This window comes from Companilactobacillus halodurans (genome assembly GCF_009600985.1).
GTDB classification, from domain to species: domain Bacteria; phylum Bacillota; class Bacilli; order Lactobacillales; family Lactobacillaceae; genus Companilactobacillus; species Companilactobacillus halodurans.
This window is the reverse complement of the sequence record NZ_VDFP01000001.1, coordinates 126,626-149,544: the sequence shown is the minus strand read 5'-3', so window position 1 is coordinate 149,544 and position 22,919 is coordinate 126,626. Positions and strand designations below refer to the sequence as shown.

Annotated in this window: 22 protein-coding genes and 1 pseudogene; 16 read left to right on the top strand and 7 right to left on the bottom strand. The window is 35.5% G+C overall.

The genetic code is table 11. The features are described from left to right. Positions 1-2 precede the first annotated feature (2 nt). Positions 3-2,252 (top strand): DNA internalization-related competence protein ComEC/Rec2, encoded by a 2,250-nt coding sequence (locus tag FHL06_RS00690; RefSeq protein ID WP_153384328.1) that lies wholly within the window; start codon positions 3-5, stop codon positions 2,250-2,252. Next, positions 2,227-3,240, top strand: a complete 1,014-nt coding sequence (gene holA / locus FHL06_RS00685; RefSeq protein ID WP_153384327.1) for a DNA polymerase III subunit delta — start codon at positions 2,227-2,229, stop codon at positions 3,238-3,240. Before FHL06_RS00690 ends, holA begins: the two co-directional genes overlap by 26 nt. Before the next feature lie 105 nt (positions 3,241-3,345). Here the strand turns inward: holA and rpsT are convergent, their stop codons facing one another. After that, positions 3,346-3,594 carry a 30S ribosomal protein S20 gene (gene rpsT, locus FHL06_RS00680; RefSeq protein WP_153384326.1) on the bottom strand — a complete coding sequence of 83 codons (249 nt, stop codon included), beginning with the start codon at positions 3,592-3,594 and terminating at the stop codon, positions 3,346-3,348. 216 nt (positions 3,595-3,810) lie between these two features. On the opposite strand from rpsT, the gene rpsO reads away from it, so the two are divergent. The 7 genes from rpsO to yihA all read left to right on the top strand — a co-directional run bounded on the left by rpsO (position 3,811) and on the right by yihA (position 11,845). Further along, positions 3,811-4,080 carry a 30S ribosomal protein S15 gene (gene rpsO, locus FHL06_RS00675; RefSeq protein ID WP_153384325.1) on the top strand — a complete coding sequence of 90 codons (270 nt, stop codon included), beginning with the start codon at positions 3,811-3,813 and terminating at the stop codon, positions 4,078-4,080. Positions 4,081-4,251: 171 nt separating this feature from the next. Further along, on the top strand, positions 4,252-5,949 hold the full coding sequence (locus FHL06_RS00670; RefSeq protein ID WP_153384324.1) for a ribonuclease J: 1,698 nt from the start codon (positions 4,252-4,254) through the stop codon (positions 5,947-5,949). A gap of 37 nt (positions 5,950-5,986) precedes the next feature. Next, complete coding sequence (locus FHL06_RS00665; protein WP_153384323.1) at positions 5,987-6,934, top strand: tetratricopeptide repeat protein; 948 nt, start codon at positions 5,987-5,989, stop codon at positions 6,932-6,934. Positions 6,935-7,139: 205 nt separating this feature from the next. Beyond that, positions 7,140-8,330, top strand: coding sequence for an elongation factor Tu (gene tuf / locus FHL06_RS00660; protein ID WP_153384322.1), 1,191 nt, complete (start codon positions 7,140-7,142; stop codon positions 8,328-8,330). Between the two features lie 211 nt (positions 8,331-8,541). Next, on the top strand, positions 8,542-9,828 hold the full coding sequence (tig, locus tag FHL06_RS00655) for a trigger factor (RefSeq protein WP_153384321.1): 1,287 nt from the start codon (positions 8,542-8,544) through the stop codon (positions 9,826-9,828). 136 nt (positions 9,829-9,964) lie between these two features. Beyond that, positions 9,965-11,212: an ATP-dependent Clp protease ATP-binding subunit ClpX gene (clpX, locus tag FHL06_RS00650; RefSeq protein WP_153384320.1), complete on the top strand. Its 1,248-nt coding sequence runs from the start codon at positions 9,965-9,967 to the stop codon at positions 11,210-11,212. A 48-nt stretch (positions 11,213-11,260) separates the two neighbouring features. After that, positions 11,261-11,845, top strand: a complete 585-nt coding sequence (gene yihA, locus FHL06_RS00645; protein WP_153384319.1) for a ribosome biogenesis GTP-binding protein YihA/YsxC — start codon at positions 11,261-11,263, stop codon at positions 11,843-11,845. A 79-nt stretch (positions 11,846-11,924) separates the two neighbouring features. Here yihA and FHL06_RS00640 read toward each other — a convergent pair whose 3' ends face one another. Beyond that, on the bottom strand, positions 11,925-12,500 hold the full coding sequence (locus FHL06_RS00640; RefSeq protein ID WP_337692513.1) for a histidine phosphatase family protein: 576 nt from the start codon (positions 12,498-12,500) through the stop codon (positions 11,925-11,927). Positions 12,501-12,838: 338 nt separating this feature from the next. On the opposite strand from FHL06_RS00640, the gene tyrS reads away from it, so the two are divergent. From tyrS to FHL06_RS00610, 6 genes are all read left to right on the top strand, one after another. Further along, on the top strand, positions 12,839-14,083 hold the full coding sequence (gene tyrS / locus FHL06_RS00635) for a tyrosine--tRNA ligase (protein WP_153384317.1): 1,245 nt from the start codon (positions 12,839-12,841) through the stop codon (positions 14,081-14,083). Between the two features lie 263 nt (positions 14,084-14,346). Then, positions 14,347-15,294, top strand: a complete 948-nt coding sequence (locus FHL06_RS00630) for an aspartate carbamoyltransferase catalytic subunit (RefSeq protein ID WP_153384316.1) — start codon at positions 14,347-14,349, stop codon at positions 15,292-15,294. Beyond that, the gene (locus tag FHL06_RS00625; protein WP_153384315.1) at positions 15,254-16,525 is read left to right on the top strand and encodes a dihydroorotase; all 1,272 of its coding nucleotides are present in this window, start codon (positions 15,254-15,256) and stop codon (positions 16,523-16,525) included. The genes FHL06_RS00630 and FHL06_RS00625 overlap by 41 nt, the downstream gene beginning before the upstream one ends. A gap of 16 nt (positions 16,526-16,541) precedes the next feature. Next, positions 16,542-17,234, top strand: a complete 693-nt coding sequence (gene pyrF, locus FHL06_RS00620; protein WP_153384314.1) for an orotidine-5'-phosphate decarboxylase — start codon at positions 16,542-16,544, stop codon at positions 17,232-17,234. Further along, complete coding sequence (gene pyrE / locus FHL06_RS00615) at positions 17,234-17,872, top strand: orotate phosphoribosyltransferase (RefSeq protein ID WP_153384313.1); 639 nt, start codon at positions 17,234-17,236, stop codon at positions 17,870-17,872. Before pyrF ends, pyrE begins: the two co-directional genes overlap by 1 nt. Further along, complete coding sequence (locus FHL06_RS00610) at positions 17,872-19,020, top strand: quinone-dependent dihydroorotate dehydrogenase (RefSeq protein ID WP_153384312.1); 1,149 nt, start codon at positions 17,872-17,874, stop codon at positions 19,018-19,020. The genes pyrE and FHL06_RS00610 overlap by 1 nt, the downstream gene beginning before the upstream one ends. 67 nt (positions 19,021-19,087) lie before the next feature. On the opposite strand, the gene FHL06_RS00605 is transcribed toward FHL06_RS00610, so the two are convergent. The 4 genes and pseudogenes from FHL06_RS00605 to FHL06_RS00590 form a co-directional block, all read right to left on the bottom strand. After that, on the bottom strand, positions 19,088-19,252 hold the full coding sequence (locus tag FHL06_RS00605) for a hypothetical protein (RefSeq protein WP_153384311.1): 165 nt from the start codon (positions 19,250-19,252) through the stop codon (positions 19,088-19,090). A 62-nt stretch (positions 19,253-19,314) separates the two neighbouring features. Continuing rightward, entirely contained in the window at positions 19,315-19,686 is a 372-nt protein-coding gene (locus FHL06_RS00600) for a hypothetical protein (protein ID WP_153384310.1), read from the bottom strand. A gap of 91 nt (positions 19,687-19,777) precedes the next feature. Then, positions 19,778-21,365: pseudogene (locus tag FHL06_RS00595) on the bottom strand (L-lactate permease). Positions 21,366-21,477: 112 nt separating this feature from the next. Next, positions 21,478-21,741, bottom strand: a complete 264-nt coding sequence (locus tag FHL06_RS00590) for a hypothetical protein (RefSeq protein ID WP_153384309.1) — start codon at positions 21,739-21,741, stop codon at positions 21,478-21,480. Between the two features lie 104 nt (positions 21,742-21,845). On the opposite strand from FHL06_RS00590, the gene FHL06_RS00585 reads away from it, so the two are divergent. Then, complete coding sequence (locus tag FHL06_RS00585; RefSeq protein ID WP_153384308.1) at positions 21,846-22,343, top strand: acyl-CoA thioesterase; 498 nt, start codon at positions 21,846-21,848, stop codon at positions 22,341-22,343. A gap of 10 nt (positions 22,344-22,353) precedes the next feature. On the opposite strand, the gene FHL06_RS00580 is transcribed toward FHL06_RS00585, so the two are convergent. Beyond that, on the bottom strand, positions 22,354-22,896 hold the full coding sequence (locus FHL06_RS00580; protein ID WP_153384307.1) for a hypothetical protein: 543 nt from the start codon (positions 22,894-22,896) through the stop codon (positions 22,354-22,356). Positions 22,897-22,919: the final 23 nt, after the last annotated feature.

The following is a 22,919-nucleotide window of genomic DNA, read 5'->3' as shown; positions in this document are numbered from 1 at the left end:
AAATGAAAGATTTTTGGATTTTTCCAGGGATTGTGGCAATTTTAATAACGACAGTTTATTTTCAAGGCTATATTTTTTTGGTTTTACTCGCTTTAATGATTTGGCGAATTTTAATTCTTAAAAATAAAAAATTGAATCTTTTAGTATTTATAGTAGGAATAATCTTTTTAGGTCGTTGTTTTTTTATTCAACAACAACACGTCATAACTGAGGGTATTGAATCAGGAGTCATTTTTCCAGATACTTTGACGGTTAATGGCGATAGTCTTAGTGGCGAATTACAGGGTGAGAAAAATAATTTTCGTTTTAATTATCGGATAAAGAGTCAAACGGACCAAAATTTTTGGAAGCAACTTGATTATCCTGTGAAAGTAGAAATAAAAAATGGTCAAATTCAAGAAATAACCCCTCCCAGGAATATTGGCGAATTCGATTATCAAAAATATTTGCAACATAAAGGTATTTTTAAAACTATTAAAATTGAGGAGTTTTCTCAAAAAAGTAGCTATCAATCAAAAACAATCGAAGATAGGATAAATGTTTTACGAATACATATAATCAAATATTTAAGTCAGTTGCCAAAACACTTAAAGATTCACGCTCAAAGCTTATTGGTGGGATATACCGAATCATCTGAAAGAGATTTTTTAAGTATGTTGAGTATTTTAGGGGTTATTCACTTATTTAGTCTTTCAGGTCTGCATGTTTTGATATTGCTAATAATTATAAGAAAGTTAACGTCTTTATTAAGGATACCAGTTGAGTGGGTCGACTCAGCTATGTTAATAGTTTTACCTTGCTATGGGATTTTAGTAGGGTCTAAAAGCGGGATTTGGCGTGCAATCGTCTTTGTGACTGTTGGGATAGTCTGTCAAAAAATGCATTTGTCTTTGAGCAGACTGGATATGTTTGCCGTTGCGTTATTGATTTGTACTTTTGTTTATCCGTTCGCTATTTTAGAAATGGGCGGTCAGTTGAGTTTTTTACTCTCTTTTGCTATTTTTTATCTTTATCAGAAAAGTAATTTCTTAGTACAATTTTTTAAAATGAATTTGGTAAGTTTGCCATTGATTTGTTTTTATACTTATCAATTTAATTGGTTAACGATATTAATGAATGTTATTTTCGTGCCTATTTTTACGTATCTTATTCTACCGATTACGCTGCTCTCCTCTTTAAGCGTTCATTGGAGTATTTGGAAGACTGTCGATAAGTATTTCGACGATTTTTATCGTTTATTGAATCAATTATCGATTGATCAGACTTTTTTATTCATTACAGGGAAAATCTCAGTTTGGTTATTAATTGTTCTAATGATTTTGGCATTATTCTACATTGAAACCAAAACCTTTTTAAATAAGTACTTGAGTCTTTATCTGTTGTTTTTTTGTATCAGTATATTTTTAAATAAGTTTCCTTTATTTGGTTCAGTTAATTTAGTTGATGTTGGTCAGGGTGATTCGATTGTAATAACTACGCCTTTGATTAGGAAGACCTTTTTAATTGACGTCGGTGGAAAACTTGCTTTTCCTAAACCGCAATGGGCAAAGAGCACTAATAGCAATCAAGTTGAAAAAAGTACCATTCCGTTCTTAAAATCTCGTGGCATCAGTAATATCGATCAATTATTTTTAACCCATAAGGATGTCGACCACATCGGCAATTTAGATACGTTGCTGGACAAATTTAAAGTTAAGCAAGTCAATTTTGGAGTGGGGCTAGAGAATAATATCCATATTAGGAGCGCTATTAAGAAATTCCCCAATGTAAAATTTCATAATTTAAAACAAGGAGATGTCTTGAAAGATACGATTGATTGGCAAGTTCTTTGGCCCAAGAAACCTAGTATCGGTGAAAACGGCGATTCGTTGACGTTACTTGCCAAGATGAATAACCGCAATTGGTTGTTTACTGGCGATTTAGATATTGTCGGTGAAAAAGATATTTTATCAAATCATAAGTTTAAAGTTGATTATCTAAAAGTTGGTCATCACGGATCACGGACCTCAACAGGCGATACTTTGTTGAAATCGACTCATCCTAAGATTGGTTTTATTTCTTCAGGTATTAACAATCGTTATGGACATCCTAATAAAGAAACTTTAAAACGTTTGATGCAGCATCAGGTGGATTATTTTAATACGGCCGAATATGGTATGATATCTTGGTATTATTCTTTCTTTACTAATAAAGAGAAGATAACAACTTTTTTAAAGGGTGACGTAGTTGAGAATAACAGATTTAAAAAATAACCTGCAGCAAGGTAAACTGGAAAATGTTTACTTAGTAACTGGTAAAGAAGAAGTCTTTATCAAGGAAATTAAAGCAGGTTTTAAGAGCATTATGAGTCCAGAAGAACGGGAAATGAATTTTGCCAATTTTGATTTAGAGGAAGTCTCTATTGCCGATATGATAAATGAGGCTATTTCTGCACCTTTTTTCGGCGAAAAACGATTAGTCTTTGCGGAACATCCTTATTTTTTGACTGCTGAACGAACTAAAAATGCAATTGAACAAAATGTTGACTTGCTGATCAAGTATATTCAAAATCCCACGCCATCGACCATATTAGTGATTTTTACTTCTTATGATAAATTAGATGCCCGTAAAAAAGTTGTTAAACAATTGAAAAAATTGGCAACGACCGTTAATGCGGGCCAAATGGAAGGTCCAGTTTTAAGTCGAACGGTTCAAAATGATTTGAAACAAGCTGGATATCAAATTGATCCTAATGCTCTAGATTTGTTGATCAATAAAACTAAGAGCAATTACTCTTTGATAACTAATCAATTGAGTAAATTGAAGTTATATTCTTTAAAAACAAAAAAGATTGATAGTGCAGCTGTATCAGAATTAGTTCCTCAATCATTAGAGGACAATGTCTTTGACTTGATGAACGAAATTTTGAAGAAAAATATCTACCAAGCTGAAGAACTCTATCATCAATTTCTTTTACAAAAAATTGATCCAATTCTTTTAACAGCCATTTTGATTTCACAATTACGTTTATTGATTCAAGTAAAAATTCTTACGGAAAAGGGTTTATCAGAAAGCACTATTTCAAAGAACCTTCACTTGCATCCATACCGGGTCAAATTAGCCCATCGTCAAACGAAATCATTAAAAATGAATAATTTACAATTGATGTATACAGATATTGTTAACCTAGATTTTCAAGTAAAGTCTGGGCAGGGCGACAAAGAATTGTTATTTGATCTTTTCTTAGCTAAATTTGCCTAAAGAAAAAGCGAAGTAAATCACCTGATTTCATAAGGAATAGGTCGTTTACTTCGCTTTTTAAAATATTTTAAGGTACAAAAAAAGCAACCTCATGGTTGCTTATCATTAATTCATTTTAGCAAGTCTTGACTTATCACGAGCAGCCTTGTTAGCCTTGATTAGACCTTTTGACTTAGCCATATCAATAGCACGAATTGCTGTTCTGAACATTTCATCTTTGTTGTCAGCATTTTTTTCTGCTGATACTTCAAAGTTCTTAATTGCTGAACGCATTGAACTCTTTTGTGAAGTGTTACGAAGAGTTGCAGCTTCTGCAGTCTTCACACGTTTCATAGCTGATTTAATTTGTGGCATTAATTTCACCTCCGATAACCTATTAAGCTTAAAACTCAATACATAGAATTATACATAATTCAGATTGTCAATGCAATAAATTGTCTGTTTTTTTTATGGTATTGCAATATTCTTTGATTTGTAGTAAATTATATACCTGTGTTAACCATGCTCTGTTTGACGAATCACCAACGCAAGCATAGTTTGGCTAAATATATAAGGAAAAGGTGAATTGAAATGGCTATTTCAAAAGAAAAGAAAAACGAAGTTATCAAAAAATATGCTCGTAAAGATGGAGATACAGGTTCTCCAGAAGTACAAATTGCAGTTTTAACTTATGATATTAACTCATTAAACGACCACTTGAAGGTTAACAAGAAAGACCACCACTCATATGTTGGTTTGCTTAAGAAAATCGGTCACCGTCGTAACTTGTTAGGTTACCTACGTAATAAGGATGTTCAACGTTACCGTGAATTGATTAAGTCATTAGGTCTACGTCGTTAATAATTATTTTAGAGATTCCAGAAATGGAATCTCTTTTTTTCGCTTATTTTTTCTAAATGTTGTTTGATATGGTAAAATAGCAAACAGGTATAGCTTAAATAGTCTTAAAAGACTTAAAAATCACAATAGAATATTATGATCTATGCTATTTTAATGAAATGAGAGATGAAAATGAGCAAAAAAATTAAAATAATTTTGTTAAGTGGCGTACGTGAAAATGGAAAGAATATGTACGCAATAGAAGTAAATGATGAGATTTATATCTTGGATATTGGTTTACAGTATCCTGATAACGATCTTTATGGGATTGATGTAGTTGTTCCTGATATGACATACATCAAGCAAAACATCGACAAGGTAGTAGGAATCTTCCTATCACATGGACATGCTGATGCCATTGGAGCATTGCCTTATTTAATTGGGGACTATGATATTCCAGTGTTTGGTTCTGAAATGACGATTGAATTGGCTAAAATCGTATGTGCCAGTGATCGTCGTAGTAAGAAGTTCTCAGATTTCCATATTATTGACGAAAATACAGCAATCGATTTTGAAGAAGCATCAGTCTCATTCTTCAAAACAACGCATTCAATTCCTGGATCTTTAGGTACAGTAATTAAGACAAGCGAAGGACAAATTGTTTATACTGGAGACTTTAAATTTGACCAAGCCGCAACACCAACTTATAAGACAGATTATGGCCGCATTGCCAAAATTGGTAGTGAAAGAGTTTTAGCCTTATTAAGTGATTCAGCAAATGCCGAATCTCCATATGAAAATTCTAGTGAAAAAGATATTTATGAATATATTTTGGATACATTCAGTTATCACGATGGACGTATAATTGTGGCACAAGTTGCTTCTAATATTCAAAGAATGCAACAAGTACTGGATGCAGCTAATAAGACAGGTCGTCGAGTTTTCTTATCAGGAACAGATGCTGAAAAGATTTTGAAAACAGCTATGAAACTTGGCTATTTGAAGGTTTCTAATAAAGAGCTATTAGTTAAGCCTCGTGAATTAAAAGGAATTGATGAAAGCAAGCTAGTTATCATCGAGACTGGTAAAATGGGCGAACCCGTTCAAGTGCTTCGTAAAATGGCTAATCCAGCCTCTAAGACGAAGTTCCAAATCAAGGAAGGCGATTTGGTCTTTATTGCCACGACTCCTTCACACGCTATGGAAACTACTGTTGCCAAAGCTAGGGATGCAATTTATCGTGCCGGTGCAGAAGTTAAGGCTCTAAGTGATGATAAGCATTCATCTGGCAATGCTAACAAATCTGATTTGCAATTGATGATTAATTTATTGAATCCAGAAAATGTGATTCCAGTTCAAGGCGAGTACCGTTTGTTAGATGCACACGCTAAAATAGCTCATGAAACAGGAGTTCCTTATCAAAATATCTTCCTTACTAAAAAGGGTGATGTCTTGAACTATGAAAATGGTCAATTCTATCAAGGTAAGGGCGTTGATGCTGGCGATACTATGATTGATGGTATTGGTATTGGCGATATCGGTAGCATTGTTTTGCGTGATCGGGAATTATTGGCCGAAGACGGAGTTTTCATTGCAGTAGCTACAATTGACCGTAAAAAGAAGAAAGTCGTTGCTAAGCCTAAAATAACGGCTCGTGGCTTTGTTTATATGCGTGCTAGTCGTGACTTATTAAATGAAAGTTCAGATATCATTGTTAAGACCATCGTCGATTACATGCAAAATAGTAAAGATTTCGATTGGTCGGATCTCAAACAAGGAGTACGTGATAAGTTAAATCATTTCTTGTATGAACAAACTAATAGACACCCAGTTATTTTGCCAGTAATCATGGAAGTTAATCAAAACAGACACAGAAAAGCAAAGAAGTAGAATGATTTAATCTATTCAGATATTGTTGAGGTATTTTATGGACGATTCAAATAATCTAAAAAAAATCATTGACCAAGCCGATGAAGCTTTTGATAAAGGCAATTGGATTGAGTCAGCTGATTTATATACTCAGGCATATTCAATGCAGCAGTCATTTTCTATCAATAAAGGGCTTGCTGCTTCTTTGTTGAATCAAAAAAGACCGGGCGATGCTGAAGCAGTGATATTAGATTATTTTAATTATTACCTTAGCGAACCGGATACTGCTGAATTGGCTTTAGACATTGTCTTAGAAAACAATGATTTTTTGTTAGCCAATCAAATGTTGAATTTTTATGATTCAAATACCTTGTCAAATATTAAGCCAGAGTTTTTGGCAGACGTTACTAAAAGAATCAGAGTGGCAGAAGATAGACATGAGAGATCATTTAAGCCTGAAAAAGAAAAGGTAACGCAACGATTGTTGTCGATCGTTACAGAGTCAACTTCTCAACAAATTCAATTATTAAGAAAATTGCGCCAATTTAATCGAAAAGATTATATTGAGAGTGCCAAGATTTTATTGGAGAATCCCTTGCTGCATCCACTTTTAAAGAGTGAAGCATTGGAGAATTTATTAAAATTAGGTCTTGATGAAAATGTTGATATTTCTTTTTATGGAAAAAATAAAACTTGCAATCCAAGCAAGTTAATGCCTATTATGTCAACTGATGTCTATTTGAAAATGTGTGACGAATTAGAAAAATTATTGACCGATGAAAATGATGCACAAATGGAAAATTTCAAAGGTGAGCTTTCATTGTATTCGGCTTTCGTATACCCATTCGGTGATGAAATAATAACGAAGCCAACCCTCTGGACAAAAGCAATGCTTTTAAGGTATGGTTTAGTTGATGATTCACAGATAAGTGATAATCAAGGGTTAGACAACGTAAAAACTTGGTTAAAAAGGTTCGATGAACTGATAAATACCTTTCAAGAGTGAAAAAATTAAACTTTTTTTGCTCTTAGTATTTACAATTTCGTTTACGCCCCGTATAATCCAAAGAGTATATTTTTAGTCGGTGATTTGCGTTGAATTACTTTGCTTTCACCTCTGAAAGTAGTATAATTTTTCAGTAAAGAGTCGTCTAAAGAACATTTTCTTTGGATCAATCTTATGAAATGAAATTTTAGGAGGATTCTTTGTAATGGCAGAAAAAGAACATTATGAGAGAACTAAGCCCCATGTAAATATTGGGACAATTGGTCACGTTGACCACGGTAAGACTACTTTGACAGCAGCAATCACTAAGATTTTGAGTGAAAAAGGTTTAGCTAAGGCTGAAGATTATGCTGATATCGATAAGGCCCCAGAAGAAAAGGAACGTGGGATTACTATCAACACTGCTCACGTTGAATACGAAACTGAAAAGCGTCACTATGCACATATCGATGCTCCAGGACACGCTGATTACGTTAAGAATATGATCACTGGTGCTGCACAAATGGATGGTGCCATCCTTGTTGTTGCTGCTACTGATGGTCCTATGCCACAAACTCGTGAACACATCTTGCTTGCTAGACAAGTTGGTGTTGAATACATCGTTGTCTTCTTGAACAAGACTGACCTTGTTGATGACCCAGAACTAGTTGACCTAGTTGAGATGGAAGTTCGTGAACTATTATCAGAATACGATTTCCCAGGGGATGACATTCCTGTTGTCCGTGGTTCAGCTTTGAAGGCTCTTGAAGGAGACCCTGAAGAAGTTAAACATGTTGAAGAACTTCTTGATGTTGTTGATGAATACATCCCAACACCAGAACGTGATAACACAAAGCCATTCTTACTACCTGTTGAAGATGTCTTCACTATCACTGGTCGTGGTACTGTTGCATCAGGTCGTATCGATCGTGGTGAAGTTAAGATTGGTGACGAAGTTGAAATTGTTGGTTTGAAGCCAGAAATTCTTAAGTCAACTGTTACTGGTCTAGAAATGTTCCGTAAGACATTGGATCTTGGTGAAGCCGGAGATAACGTTGGTATTTTACTACGTGGTATTAACCGTGATCAAATCGAACGTGGACAAGTTCTTGCTAAGCCAGGTTCAATCAAGACTCACAACAAGTTCAAGGGTGAAGTTTATATCATGAGTAAAGAAGAAGGTGGACGTCATACTCCATTCTTCTCAAACTACCGTCCACAATTCTACTTCCACACAACTGATGTTACTGGTGTTATTGAACTACCAGATGGTGTAGAAATGGTTATGCCTGGTGACCAAGTTACTTTCGAAGTTGACTTGATTGCTCCAGTTGCTATTGAAAATGGTACAAGATTTACTGTTCGTGAAGGTGGCCGTACTGTTGGTGCCGGAGTTGTTACAGAAATCTTAGACTAATTTCTAAGTGGTAATGATAATTTTAAAAAAGAGTTGGGTAATCCAGCTCTTTTTTTTATGCTTAAATATTCAAAAATAGCATAAAGTATTTTATAATAGACAAATGATGTTTTAAAATTAGTTAGAAATCACGTCTAATGTTTACAATATTGCCTTTTTAGGGTAATATTACAAAGTATGAGATCGTTGAAATACCGGAGGGATAATATAAATGTCTGCTAAGGCTAAATTTACAAAAAAAGAAAATAATACTGGTGAACTTAAGTTCGAAATTGACCAAGATACTATCAAGAGTGGCTTAGATACTGCTTTTAATCGTGTTAAGAAGAGCTTGAATGTTCCTGGTTTTAGAAAAGGTAGAGTACCTCGTCAAATCTTTAACCGTATGTACGGCGAAGAAGCATTGTACGAAGACGCTCTAAATGCAGTTCTACCAAATGCATACCAAAACGCTGTCGACGAAACAAAGGTTGAACCAGTTGATCAACCACAAATCAATGTTGAATCAATGGAAAAGGGCAAACCTTGGGCTATTACAGCAACAATTACTGTTAAACCTGACGTTGAACTTGGCGATTACAAAGGTATCGAAGTTAAGAAACAAAAACGTAATGTTATGAAGGCTGATGTTGAAAAGCGTCTTGAAGATCTTCAAAAACAACAAGCTGAACTTGTTCTTAAAGATGGTAAGGCTGAAAAGGGCGACACAGTTGTAATCGACTATGTTGGTACTGTTGATGGAAAAGAATTCGATGGTGGCAGTGCTCAAAACTACTCACTAGAATTAGGTTCAGGTACATTCATTCCTGGATTCGAAGATGAATTGATCGGTCACTCAGCTGGTGAAGATATTGACGTTAACGTTACTTTCCCAGAGGATTACCAAGCAAAAGATTTAGCTGGTAAAAAGGCTATTTTCAAGACAAAGCTTCACGAAGTTAAAACAAAGGAATTACCTAAGTTAGATGACGACTTTGCTAAAGACGTTGATGAAGATGTCGACACACTTGAACAATTGAAGACAAAGCTTCATGATGAAATCAAGGATCAAAAGAAAGAAACTGCTGAAGAAAATATCCAAGAAGAAGCAATTTCTGGTGCAGTTAAGAATGCTAAGATTGACTCAATTCCTCAAGCAATGATTGATACAGAAGTTGATAACCAATTGAACCAATACCTAGCAAACTTACGTCGTCAAGGTATCGATCCTAAGTTGTATTACCAAATGACTGGTACAAACGAAGATAGTTTGAAGAAACAATTTGCTAAGGATGCTGAAGAACGTGTTAAGACTGACTTAGTTATCGAAGCAATTGTTGCTAAGGAAAATATCAAACCATCAGAAGACGAAATTAAAGCTGAAATCAAGTCACTTGCTGACGAATACAAGATGGAAGAAAAAGCAGTTAGAAATGCACTTTCAGATGATATGTTAGCTCATGATATTGGTGCTAAGAAGGCAATCGAATTGATTGTTGACTCATCAGTTGAAAAATAATTGAATCTTTAACTAAAATCTAGGAAGCCATTGGGCTTCCTTTTTTTATAAATTGAGTTGAAACTAAATACTTTACTCTTATTTATTACCATGCTAGACTTTCAAACTATTGGAACTATTGAAGGAGAAATTATACATGTTTGATAGTACAGAAAATACTGGCACTATTAGTTGCTCGTTTTGTGGTAAGACACAAGATCAAGTAAAGAAGATAGTTGCTGGACCCGGTGTTTATATTTGTAATGAATGTATTGATTTATGCAAAGAAATCATCGATGAGGAGTTAAACGAAGATACACCATTAGATCTTGACAATATTCCTACACCTATAGAAATTAAAAAGATCTTGGACGATTATGTAATTGGACAGGATGCTGCTAAGCGTGCTTTGTCAGTTGCTGTGTATAATCACTATAAGCGAATCAACAAAATGGAACATCTTAAAGACGGCGAAGTTGAGTTGCAAAAGAGTAATATTGCCTTGATTGGACCTACTGGTTCAGGTAAGACTTTCTTAGCTCAAACTTTAGCTCGTATTTTGAAAGTTCCATTTGCCATTGCTGATGCAACTACATTGACAGAAGCTGGTTATGTAGGTGAGGATGTTGAAAATATTCTCTTGAAACTCTTGCAAAATGCTGATTTCGATGTCGATAAGGCTGAACACGGTATTGTTTACATTGATGAAATCGATAAGATTGCCAAGAAGAGTGAAAATGTTTCGATTACTCGTGATGTTTCAGGTGAAGGTGTTCAACAAGCCCTTTTGAAGATTCTTGAAGGAACAATTGCTAGTGTGCCACCACAAGGTGGAAGAAAGCATCCTCAACAAGAATTGATTCAAATCGATACGACTAACATTCTTTTCATTGTTGGTGGTGCTTTTGATGGAATCGAACAAATTGTAAAGAACCGTTTAGGCGATAAGACAATTGGTTTTGGTGCTGAGCAAAAAGCTACTGTAGCCGAAGAAAAGAGTTTGATGCAACAAATCATTCCTGAGGATTTGATGAAGTTTGGTATCATCCCTGAATTTATTGGTCGTATTCCTATCGTTACAGCGCTTGAGAAATTGACTGAGAGTGACTTAGTCGATATTCTTACAAAGCCTAAGAATGCCCTAATTAAGCAATATGTTGAATTATTAGGACTCGATGGAGTTAAATTGACCTTCACCGATGGTGCACTCAAGGAAATTGCGAAGATGTCGATTGAACGTAACACAGGTGCTCGTGGTTTGAGATCAATCGTTGAAGAGACAATGCAAAATACTATGTTTACTATTCCTGGTCGCGATGATGTTGAGGGCGTTAAAGTTACTAAGGATGCTGTAAGAAAAGTTAAAGAACCAGAAATTATTCTTAAAAATGGAGAGGTTGCCTAATTGGCAGCCTTTTTTTTCTATGGTAAAATTACTTAATTGAGGTGAATTATGCAAGTAAATAATGTGTCGATGAACTTAAGTGCTGTCAGTTCTAAACAGTATCCTGACGAAGGCTATCCTGAAATTGCCCTTTTAGGACGTTCAAACGTTGGGAAATCATCGTTGATAAATACTTTGATTAATCGTAAGGCTTTTGCCAGAACTTCTAGTACGCCTGGAAAAACGCAAACTTTAAACTTTTACAATATTGAAGATCAGCTATATTTAGTTGATGTTCCAGGATATGGTTTTGCAAAAGTTTCTAAAAAACAACGTGAAGAATTTGGCGTTATGATTGAAGAATATTTAACGACGCGTAAAGTCTTAAAGGGCGTTGTTATTTTGGTCGATGGTCGTCATGATCCTAGTGATGATGATATATCTATGTATCAATATGTCAGTTATTATCATATCCCGACATTGATCGTGGCTACGAAGATGGACAAGGTCAAAGGCAATCAATGGAACAAAACCATCAGTCGAGTTCAAAAGACTATGGGTATCAACCAAACCGATACTTTACAGCTATTTAGTGCTGAAACTAAAAAAGGCAAGGATGAAGTTTGGGATTGGATTGAATCACATATAATTTGATTTTGGATTGAATTTTATATTGAATGAAAAATAGTTCTAGCAATCACGATATTTTGATTGCTAGAACTATTTAGTTTGGTCAGAAGTTGATAATTTTTTCCAAAGTGAATTTATTGTTTTCAAAAGAATATTTTAAAATACTGCAATTAGAAAAGCCACTGTCAATAATTTTGTTAGGGTCAGTCCAAAGCGACGAAAGGAGCATGATGGAACCAGCATGACTGACGACCAAAGTGTTTTGTCCGGATTCATTCATAAGATTTGTAATGGTATCGTTAACACGAGCCTGTGCTTCCCAACTGGCTTCGCCACCATATTGAACAAAGAAATCACCATATTGTTTTCTTGGATCGCTAATTTTAGGATTGAGATATTCATGTTCGCCTTCAAATTTTCCAAAGGACATCTCTCTTAAGCCTTTGAGACGTTTGTAAGGCATTTTAGTGACAAGTTCCAAGGTATCGCTAGAACGTTCGGCAGTGGAGCAAAATGCACGATCAAAGGTGATTTGGTGACTTTTAAAGTATTCTCCAGCTATTTTTGATTGCTTGATGCCGGTTTGTGTTAAAGGCGAGTCGCACCAGCCTTGAATTTTTTTTAAAATATTGAAGAGTGTCTGACCATGACGCATCAAATAGAGTGTTTTTTTCATAATATTCCCCCTCAAAAAAACAACTTCATTATACAATAATTAAAGAGGATACTTAAAAAATGCTTGAAAAAAAATCGCGTGCTGTGTATCATCATACTTATAATACGTTTTAGTAATTAATAGTAGTAGCTCATTTCAGTGAACAGAGAATTGGCGGTCGGTGCAAGCCAAGCAGGATGAGTTATCAAATACTTAACTAAAATGACGTTTCCGACGTTACAGGAGTAAAGAGCAAGTTTTTAACTTGAATTTGGGTGGTACCGCGCAAAGAGCGTCCCTGCATTTATTGCAGAGGCGCTCTTTTTAGTTTTGTAACGAGGATTATTTTAGGAGGAAAATTTATGAATATTATTGATGAATTGTCATGGCGTGGCTTGATCAATCAACAATCAGATGAAAAAGGTCTAAGAGATTTAGTCGATTCAAAGGACATCTCTTTATATTGTGGGATGGATCCAACTGGCGATTCGATGCATATCGGTCACTTATTGCCATTTATGACTTTGGAAAGATTTGCTAACGCTGGACATCATCCATACATCGTTATTGGTGGAGCAACCGGCTCAATCGGTGATCCTAGTGGTAAAAAAGCTGAACGTCCTATGCAAACTATGGACCAAGTTAACCACAACGTTGAAGCCTTGAGCAATCAAGCTAAGAAAATTTTTAGCGACTTTACAATGGTCAATAATTACGACTGGACGCAACCAATCGGCATCCTAGATTTCTTGCGTGATTACGGTAAATTATTTAACGTCAACACAATGTTGAATAAGGAAATTATTTCAAGTCGTTTGGAAGCTGGAATCTCATTTACAGAATTCACTTACCAAATCCTACAATCACTCGATTTCCTTACGCTATACCGTCAACACAATGTTCAATTGCAAGTTGGTGGTGGCGACCAATGGGGTAATTTGACTGCTGGACTTGATTTGATTCACAAAGCCGAAGGACAAGATGCTAAAGTTTATGCGCTAACGATTCCTTTATTACTAAAAGCTGATGGTACAAAATTTGGTAAGACAGCTGGTGGCGCAGTTTGGCTTGATCCTAAGAAGACTTCACCTTATGAATTCTATCAATTCTGGTTCAATCAAGATGATAAAGATGTTATCAACTTGTTGAAGAAATTTACTTTCTTAACAAAAGACCAAATCGAGGACTTAGCAGAATCTGTTAAGACCGCACCAGAAAAACGTTTAGCTCAAAAAACATTGGCTCAAGAAGTAACGAAGTTCGTTCATGGAAAAGAAGCTTTGAAGACAGCTGAAAAAATCACTGACGTATTGTTTTCAGGTGAAATTCAAGAATTAACGACACAAGAAGTTGCTGAAGCTTTCCATGGCGTTCCTAGTGAAGAAATTCCAGCCGAAAAAATCAACTTAGTCGATCTTTTGATTGCTGTTAATGTCGATAAATCTAAACGTCAAGCTCGTGAAGATATTCAAAATGGTGCTATTAGAATCAATGGCGAAAGATTAACTGATACAACAATTGAAATTGATCCAAAAGATTCATTTGACGGCAAGTACATCGTTATTCGTCGTGGTAAGAAGAAGTATTTCTTAGCTAAAATTAAATAAAACTGTTGACTGAATGTGTGAAATCGTTTATATTATTTGCAACGAAAACTTTTAATCAAGTCCTGTGAGGCTTGGAAGGTTACTTACACATCAAACGCAAAAAGTGTAAACTTCCTTTCCTTGTGGGATAGGAAGTTTTTTGTTTACTTAAAAAAAATCAGGGAACTTTTAAATAGATCCAGCGAGGTCTAAAAGGTCAGGTTAAAACCAAACTTTTAGGGGTAGCTGGATGAAGGCTATCCCTTTTAATTTGGAGGAAAACAATGAAAAATATACTTTCTATGTCACAGTTATCAAATCAAGAGGTCTATGACTTAATCGATTCAGCGATGGAATTTAAGTCAGGCAAGAAGTCAAAAATAGGTGCTGATAAATTTGCTATCAATTTATTCTTTGAAAATAGCACTAGAACAAAATCAAGTTTCCAAGTAGCTGAAATGAAACTAGGAATGAACGAAATCCAATTTGATGCATCAACTTCTTCAACAACAAAAGGTGAAAGCCTTTATGACACGGTTAAAACTGAAGAAAGCATCGGTGCAAGCGTAGCAGTAATTCGTCACAGTCAAGATAAGTATTATGAAGATCTCGTTAACAATCATGATTTAAAAATCCATATCATTAATGGAGGCGACGGAACTGGTCAACATCCCTCACAATCATTATTAGATTTAATGACGATTTACGAACACTTTGGCAATTTCAATGGTCTCAAGGTTGGAATTATCGGTGATTTAAGTCATTCCCGGGTTGCTCATTCTAACGCTGAAATTTTAACTCGTTTAGGAGCTCAGATGTACTTCGGTGGGTTGAATGCTTGGTATACGCCAGAATTTGCGGAAATGGGGCCACATATGAATGTTGATGACTTATGTCGCGAAATGGACGTAGTGATGTTGTTAAGAGTTCAACATGAACGTTTGTCTTCTGAGGAGAATCAAAGTTTTTCAAAAGCTGATTATTTTAAAAATTATGGTTTAGATTCAACAAGAGTTGCCATGATGAAGCCTGATACGATGATTATGCATCCCGCTCCAATCAATCGTGGAGTTGAAATTGCTGATGATGTAGCAGAATGCGACAAATCGTATATTTTCCCTCAAATGGCTAACGGTGTCTTCATGCGAATGGCTATGATAGAAGCAGTTCTAGAAGGAGACGATTTGGAAAATGAAGTTGCTGATAAAAAACGCCAAGCTATTTTACGCTAAGAGATTAATTAATTGCGAAATTTTAATTGAAGATGGCAAGTTTGTTAATATTGCCGAAAAAATCCCAGCTGAGGGCATTAAAACAATCGATGCCGGGTTTAAGTTAGTAACTCCTGGGTTAGTTGATGTGCATGTACATTTTAGAGAACCTGGTCAAGTTCATAAAGAAACCATCAAAACGGGAACTTTGGCCTCAGCCCATGGTGGATTTACAACTGTCGGTGCTATGCCAAACGTGATTCCAGTGCCAGATGATTTAGAGAAATTTCAAAAACAAATTGAATTGAATCAAAAAAATTCGTTGATCAATACTTTGCAATATGCACCAGTTACCAAAGGTGAGACTAGTGACGAATTAGTTGATATTGAAGGTTTACAAAAATTAGGCGCTTTTGCCTTTTCTAATGATGGTCATGGAATTATGAATGCTCAGTCAATGTATTCAGCTATGGAAAGAATTGCTGCAATTAAAAGTCATTTAGCAGCCCATGTTGAAGATAAAGATTTATTCAATCATGGCGTAATCAATTTTGGTTCTGCTGCAAAACGCTTAGGCTTGCCAGGAATCAAACAAGTAGCTGAAACGTCTCAATTAGCTCGAGACTTGATTTTAGCAAAAGAAAATGGCGTTCATTATCATGTCTGCCATATTTCAACAAAAGATAGCGTCATGTTGGTAAGAATGGCTAAAGATGCAGGTATCAATGTTACTTGTGAAGTTTCGCCGCATCATTTATTGTTAAGCGACCAAAATATTTTAACAGATGACGCTAATTTTAAAATGAATCCGCCATTGCGAAGCGAAATCGACCGTCAAGCTTTGATTGAAGGGGTTTTGGATGGAACTATCGATATGATAGCGACTGATCACGCACCACATGCCAAAGCAGAAAAGGATCAAGGATTTGAAAAGAGTGCCTTTGGTATTACCGGAATTGAGACGGCCTTTCCTTTGTTGTATTCGCGATTAGTCAAAACTAGTTTGTTGAGTTTAGAAAGATTATTGACGCTGATGGCAGTAAATCCTGCTAAGTTGTTCGATATCAAAGAAGCAGGTCAGATTAAGGTTGGCCAAAAAGCTGATTTTTCAATCATTAATTTAGACGATCAGTATCAAATCAAAGAAGCTGATTTCTTATCAAAGGGAACTAATAGTCCTTTCATTGGTCAAGAGGTCTATGGACAAGTAGAAAAAACTTTTGTCAATGGAGAATGTGTTTACACGAATTAGAGAATGAGGGGTAAAAATGGATAAACCAGTTATAGTAGCATTAGATTTTGCAGATGATTTTGAATGTATTAATTTCTTGAATCAATTTCCAAAGAGTGAAAAGCTTTTCTTGAAGATTGGTCTAGAAATGTTTTGCCAATTTGGATATCCGTTCGTGCATAATTTGCGAGAGCGTGGATACAATATTTTTCTTGATTTAAAATTGCACGATATTCCCAACACGGTTAAGAGAACGTGCGAGATGATTGCAAAATGGGATGTTCAAATGTTGACAGTTCATGCTTCTGGTGGAGCAGAAATGATTGCTGCTGCTAAAAGTGGCTTGGCTGGTTCAAAGACTAAGTTGTTAGCAGTAACGCAATTGACTTCTTTGGGTCAAAATGAATTGGAAAATGAGTTGCAGATTCCTTTAAAATCAGCAGATTATGTCGCTCATTTGGCAAAATTAGCTTTTGATAATGGTGCCGATGGGGTGATTTCTTCAGCTCTAGAAGTACCAATGATAAAAGATGCTACTAGTTCTGATTTTCTGTGCATTACCCCTGGTATTAGACCTAAGTCAGCTCAAGTAGGAGACCAAAAACGTGTTGCAACGCCTGCTCAGGCAAGAACTTTGGGCAGCGACGGCATTGTTGTTGGGCGTCCAATTACACAGGCACAAGATGGTCATCAAGCATATATGAATATTTGTAAGGAGTGGAATAAATAATGGATAAATTTGCTGTTGCGAACAATATTGCAAGTCAATTATTAAGGATTAAGGCGGTGACTTTAAGTCCTAAGGAACCATTCACGTGGGCTAGTGGAATCAAGTCGCCGATTTATACTGATAATCGTTTGACTATTGCTTATCCTCAGTTTCGCCAAACAATTGCTCATGATTTAGCTGAATTGATTAAAGAAAAGTATCCGGAAGCAGAAGTTATTGGTGGAGTTGCTACAGCGGGCATCCCTCATGCCACAGGCGTTTCCAATATTTTAAATTTGCCGCTTAACTATGTGCGTCCTCAAAAAAAGGATCATGGTAAAAAGAGTCAAATTGAAGGCCGTTTGCAAAAAGGCGACAAAGTTGTTTTAATCGATGATTTAATTTCAACTGGTGGCAGTATTTTAAAGGCTGTGAAAGCCATTCGAGAAGAAGGCGGAGAAGTAATTGGAACCGTTGCTATCTTCTCATATGACCTACCAGAAAGTACGCAAAACTTTGCCGATGAACGAACTAAGTTGTTCACTTTGACTGATTATCCAACCATGATTAAAGTTGCCCAAGATCAAGATTACGTTGAAGAAAATGATATGGAATTGTTGCAGCAATGGTATGAGAATCCGGAAAGTTGGGGTAAATGATGGACCTATATAAGTTAGTGCGACCAGCAATTTTCAAAATGGATCCAGAAGTTGACCATCAGATCGTGGCTTCAGGATTGAAAATGTTCAATCAGACTCCCGAAGTTTTAAAAAAGATTTTTCGAACTAAAAAATTTGATAATCTGAAAGTTACCGTCAAAGGCGTAACCTTTGATTCACCAATTGGAATTGCCGCTGGTTTCGACAAAAAAGCCGAATTTTACAATAGTCTAGGTGCTTTAGGGGCAGGTTTTGTTGAAATTGGCAGTATCACTAAAAATAATCAACCGGGAAACAAGAAAAAACGAATTTTTCGTTTGCCAGAAGATAATGCGATTATTAATCGAATGGGTTTAAATAATTTGGGCGTTGAAGAAACTAGAAAGCATCTTGCTAATACGCCTAGACACGTTAAATTAGGTATCAGTGTCGCTCCAGGACATGGTCTGGATAGTGAAGATATGATTGCTGAAATGGTAGAAGATATTCGCCAAATCCATTCATTTGCTGACTACATCGCTTTGAATCAAAGTTGTCCTAATCAAAAGGGCGTCACCACTTTACAAGAGATTCCAGTCGCAAAAAAGCTTTTACAAGAAATTCATAATTTACATATTAAAGAACCTGTTTTTTGTAAATTTGGGAATGATATTACTACTGAAAAATTATTGGAATTGCTCAAAGAAACGGGTGGCTTGATGGACGGAATCATTTTGACTAATACGGCATCTAATCCAAGTTCAATCCACAATAATTTGCAATCGCCTCATCATAATGAAGGCGGTGGATTGAGTGGAAAGCCTATTTTTAAAAAATCATTGAGTCTAACAAAGGCTATTCACCAAAACTATCCTGATCTGCCTATCATGTTTTCAGGTGGAGTCTTTACGCCAGAAGATGCAAAGGCAGCTTTGATGGCTGGCGCTAGTTTGGTTCAAGTGTACACAGGCTTTATCTACAACGGGCCTACGCTTTTGAACAGAATCAACCAATATTTGTCGAATGAAAAAGTATTAGATCAATTAGATTATTCTGATAGTATTTCAAAACAACCAGTACGTGATAGCAAGGACATTGAAGTAACTGAGCTTGAAAATGAAAAAATCGAATTAGACGCTAATTCTGGTGCGTCATTTCATGAAGAATAGATAGAAATAAAAGGGGATCTTCCTAGTTGGAATTAATTAATCCAACTAAGAAGACCCCCTTTTGATTTTAAAGAATAGTTATCATATTCTTATTTGCTTGGGCTATTTTTTCAGTTTTTGGCGTCGTCTTAATTTCCGATGAATTGGTGCTTTTTGTTCCCGTAACAATTGCGAGCAGTAAAATAATTGCTATTACAATAATGCCAATAATAAGCTTAACAGCGCTGTTCATAAACCAAAACCTCCTTAATTCAATAATTATAATCATAACATATGAAAAATTTTGGTTTGCTGTTAAATCTTTATTAATTTAATTTCATTTTGTAAATTTCTAATCTTACTTTTTTGTGAATCATCCAAAACATTCTCATCACCGATGATTGTCAAAATTTCATTGCCTAAATCCATAATTTTAATCGTAGCATCATTAGTTGTTAAAACTGAATAAACGGCCACAAAGGTTTTTAGCTCATCAAATTCGATAGATTTTTGAATATTATTTAGTTCCAAAATGGTTTTTGAAGTGCCGATTATCACTTGTTTAGCTCGTTGATTTTTTTCTTGTTTCTTTTTACAAGCTTGATAATATGGCAAAAATAATGCTACGCAAACAGCTAATAACTCTCCTAGACCTTCGACCCATTCGGCCAATGAACCCATTTCCATTTTTAGTTCCTCCAAAACAGTTGATTTCCTGATTTGAATAATACACCTAATAGAGGAAATGGCTTAGAAGAAAGTCCTTACTTATCTTTAGTTAGATGAAGAGAGTGAAAATAAATCCGACAATACCAACTAATAATCCATAAATTAAAGCTGGAGCAACTGTTTTACGTAGAATATTTCCTTCTTGACCTGATAGACCAACGACAGAACTAACGGAAACGATATTGTGAACACAGATCATGTTACCAGCAGCGGCCCCAATTAATTGGGCAGCTAAGACAAGATCTTGACCGACGCCAGCTTTAGAAGCAATGTCAGCTTGAATCTGTCCGAAAGTCAAGGTTGAAACAGTTGTACTACCAGTTACAAATGAACCTAATTGACCCAAGAATGGCGCAATGATAATCCAGATAGATGATAGGTATTTGGAAATCACCTTGGCAATATACATAGGCATGCTTGGTAAGTTTGTCGTATTCAATTCTGAGTTAGTAAAGATTTGAACCATAATCAAGGTTACGATTAGGGCCAGTGCAGTTGATTTCATAGAAAAGACAACTTTTTTAGCTGTTGGCAAAAAGCTTTTGAGCGACTTTACTTGAATCAAGAGTCCAATTATAACGGCGATAGTTAAAAGCGTTCCAGGTGAATAAAGAAATTCCCAGTCAGAGTTGATTTGCTTGAACCCAAGGATTGTAGTCCAAGAAAGATTCAAAGTCTCAGTTAAGAATCTTTTCAGTGGTGCAATCGTTCTTGTCGCTAAAAGCATGAGTATAACCACAATATATGGCGACCAGGCAGTCAGTAAAGACATTGAGGCATCATCTTTGATTTTCTTTTTAGAAATCGTCCAGGGCGTTTCAAAGACTGATTTAGGTAGAAGTAATTTCAATTTGATTGAAACGATTGCTACGATGATTGTGGCAAAAGGTGCAAGGATAGCAACAAATTCGTAACTGACCATAAATGAAACTAGAAGGGCGAAGAGACTATAAACCAATCCGATAAAGAGACTCCAAGGTATGAGCATTAAGAAGTCTTTTAACCGGTTATCGTCTTTTTTTGCCAAATAAAAACGTTAACATGAAGATTAGTAATAGGGGCATAAAAGTACCTGAGAACAAATCTAGTTGCGTGATGCGTTGACCAATGGCATTCAAGAAATCAGCTTTTTCACTGACATTGCTTAATCCAACTGTCAATGGCGTACCAACTGCTCCAAATGATGCGGGCGTTGAATCAGCTACTAAGGCAAGCGTAACCGCGGCCATGGGTGAAAATCCTAGAGCAATCAATAATGGCGCTGTGACCATGGCAGGTGTTCCAAATCCTGAAACACCCTCAATTAAGCCTCCAAATAAAAATGCTACTAAGATTAGTTGTAGGCGCATGTCAGCAGATATTTTGTGAAACCCTGAATTGATTCGTTCAATTGCACCAGTGTGTTGAAGGGTAGTCAACATCATCAATGCTCCAAAGAGAATCCAAAGGATCGGCAAGGCTTTGTGGATGGATTGAAAAATTGAAGCTAATAAAACTTTTGAGGGCATTTTCCAGATGAAATAACCTTCTAATAAAACGATAAATGCACTGATCGACATCCCTTTGGTAGCCGGCATGTTGAGAATGCCTAATAAAACTAACGGCAAAATAACAGCAGAAAGTGCAATAAGAATCATAAAGTACTCCTTTTTAAACTAATTTTATATATTATATAATTTTTTACTTATTCTTGTGAACAATAACCTTAAAAATAATTAACAAAAAACGAACCCAATTAATTGAGTTCGTCTAAAGCATTTTAAATGGTCCTCCATCAATGCCCTTGGTAACTGTGACATCATCGGGATTAATTTTGGTATTATCTGTCAAAATTTTATTCAAATGTCTATTAAAATCCTCTTCACCCAACTGAGATTGGATGTGCCAAGCGGTATTGTTCCCGTTAGTGGATACGTTGCCTAATTCTCCAATTGATTCGATTGTTCGAGGATCAACTGAATTATCAGAGTTTATATCGATAAAATAATTCGTATACCAAAGTAGAAAAGCCATATTTCCCTCCAGAATTGTTATTAATGATATTATAATATAAATTTGAAATCGAAATTTGAAAAGTTAAAATATAATTATTTGATTAAAAAATGTGAGGTAGCTAAATGAAACAAATCACTTGTCAGGAAACAAAAACTATCAGTGAAAGAATCGTCTTTGCAGCTGATTTAAACGATAAACAGACGCTTTTTGGTGGTAAAACTTTAAGTCTATTGGATGAAAATGCTGGTTTGGCCAGTTTTAAAGTCGTACATGGAAAAATTGCAACAGCAGGTTATGACCATGTCAATTTTTGGCACCCAATCACTACTGAGAAACATATCAAAATCGAATCAATCGTAACAGGAATCAGCGGCAGACAAATTGAGGTTTTCACAAAAATCATCAGTCAGGATTTAAAAGATGATACTTCAGAGATTGCTTTTACAAGCTTTTGTACTTTAGTCGCTTTGCGTTCAAATAAATCTTTAGAGATGCCAAAACTTGTACCAGAAACAAAAGAAGAACAGTACCTTTGTGCAGGTTTTGCAAAACGTTTAATAGAGCGTCGAGAAAATTTTCAAAAAAAAGATGACTTCTTGAGTCATCTATCGCTGGATTAACAAAATTGCTTTAATCAATTTTTTGTTTTAAGAATTTTAAAGCTGTAGCCAAGCGAAAGAGGGCATTTTGTTTGTCATGAAGCTGATCGTAAGAAAGGTCTAAATCGATTTCGCTTTGATTGAGTTCCAATTTTAAGAAAAAGGGTTTTCTTGACCAAGGAAAAATCGATTGCTTAGCAGGTTTGATTGTTAAGAGGTTCTCTAATGAATAATCTTTGTCTTCTTCGATAACTTTAAAATTTTTGATTTGTGAATAACTGATAAATTGAAAATCTACATTTTTGGGAAATAAAATCATTTTTAATTTGTCTAAATACGAGTCCATCTTATAGTAAGAAATTCCATGATTTTCTAACTGCCAATGGCCAAATAAATCACGAAGATAAATTGGAAAGTAAACGCAAATACAGAGAAAAAGCATTATAAAAAATAATGCTAAACTTACTTTGAAATTGGCGATTAATCCTAATCCACCAGCAATTAAGCTTAAAATAAGGCTTACAATAATTGGACGATGATTGATTTTTTTACCAAATTCCATCGTATCAGTCATTTTAATCGCTCCTTTTTAGAATA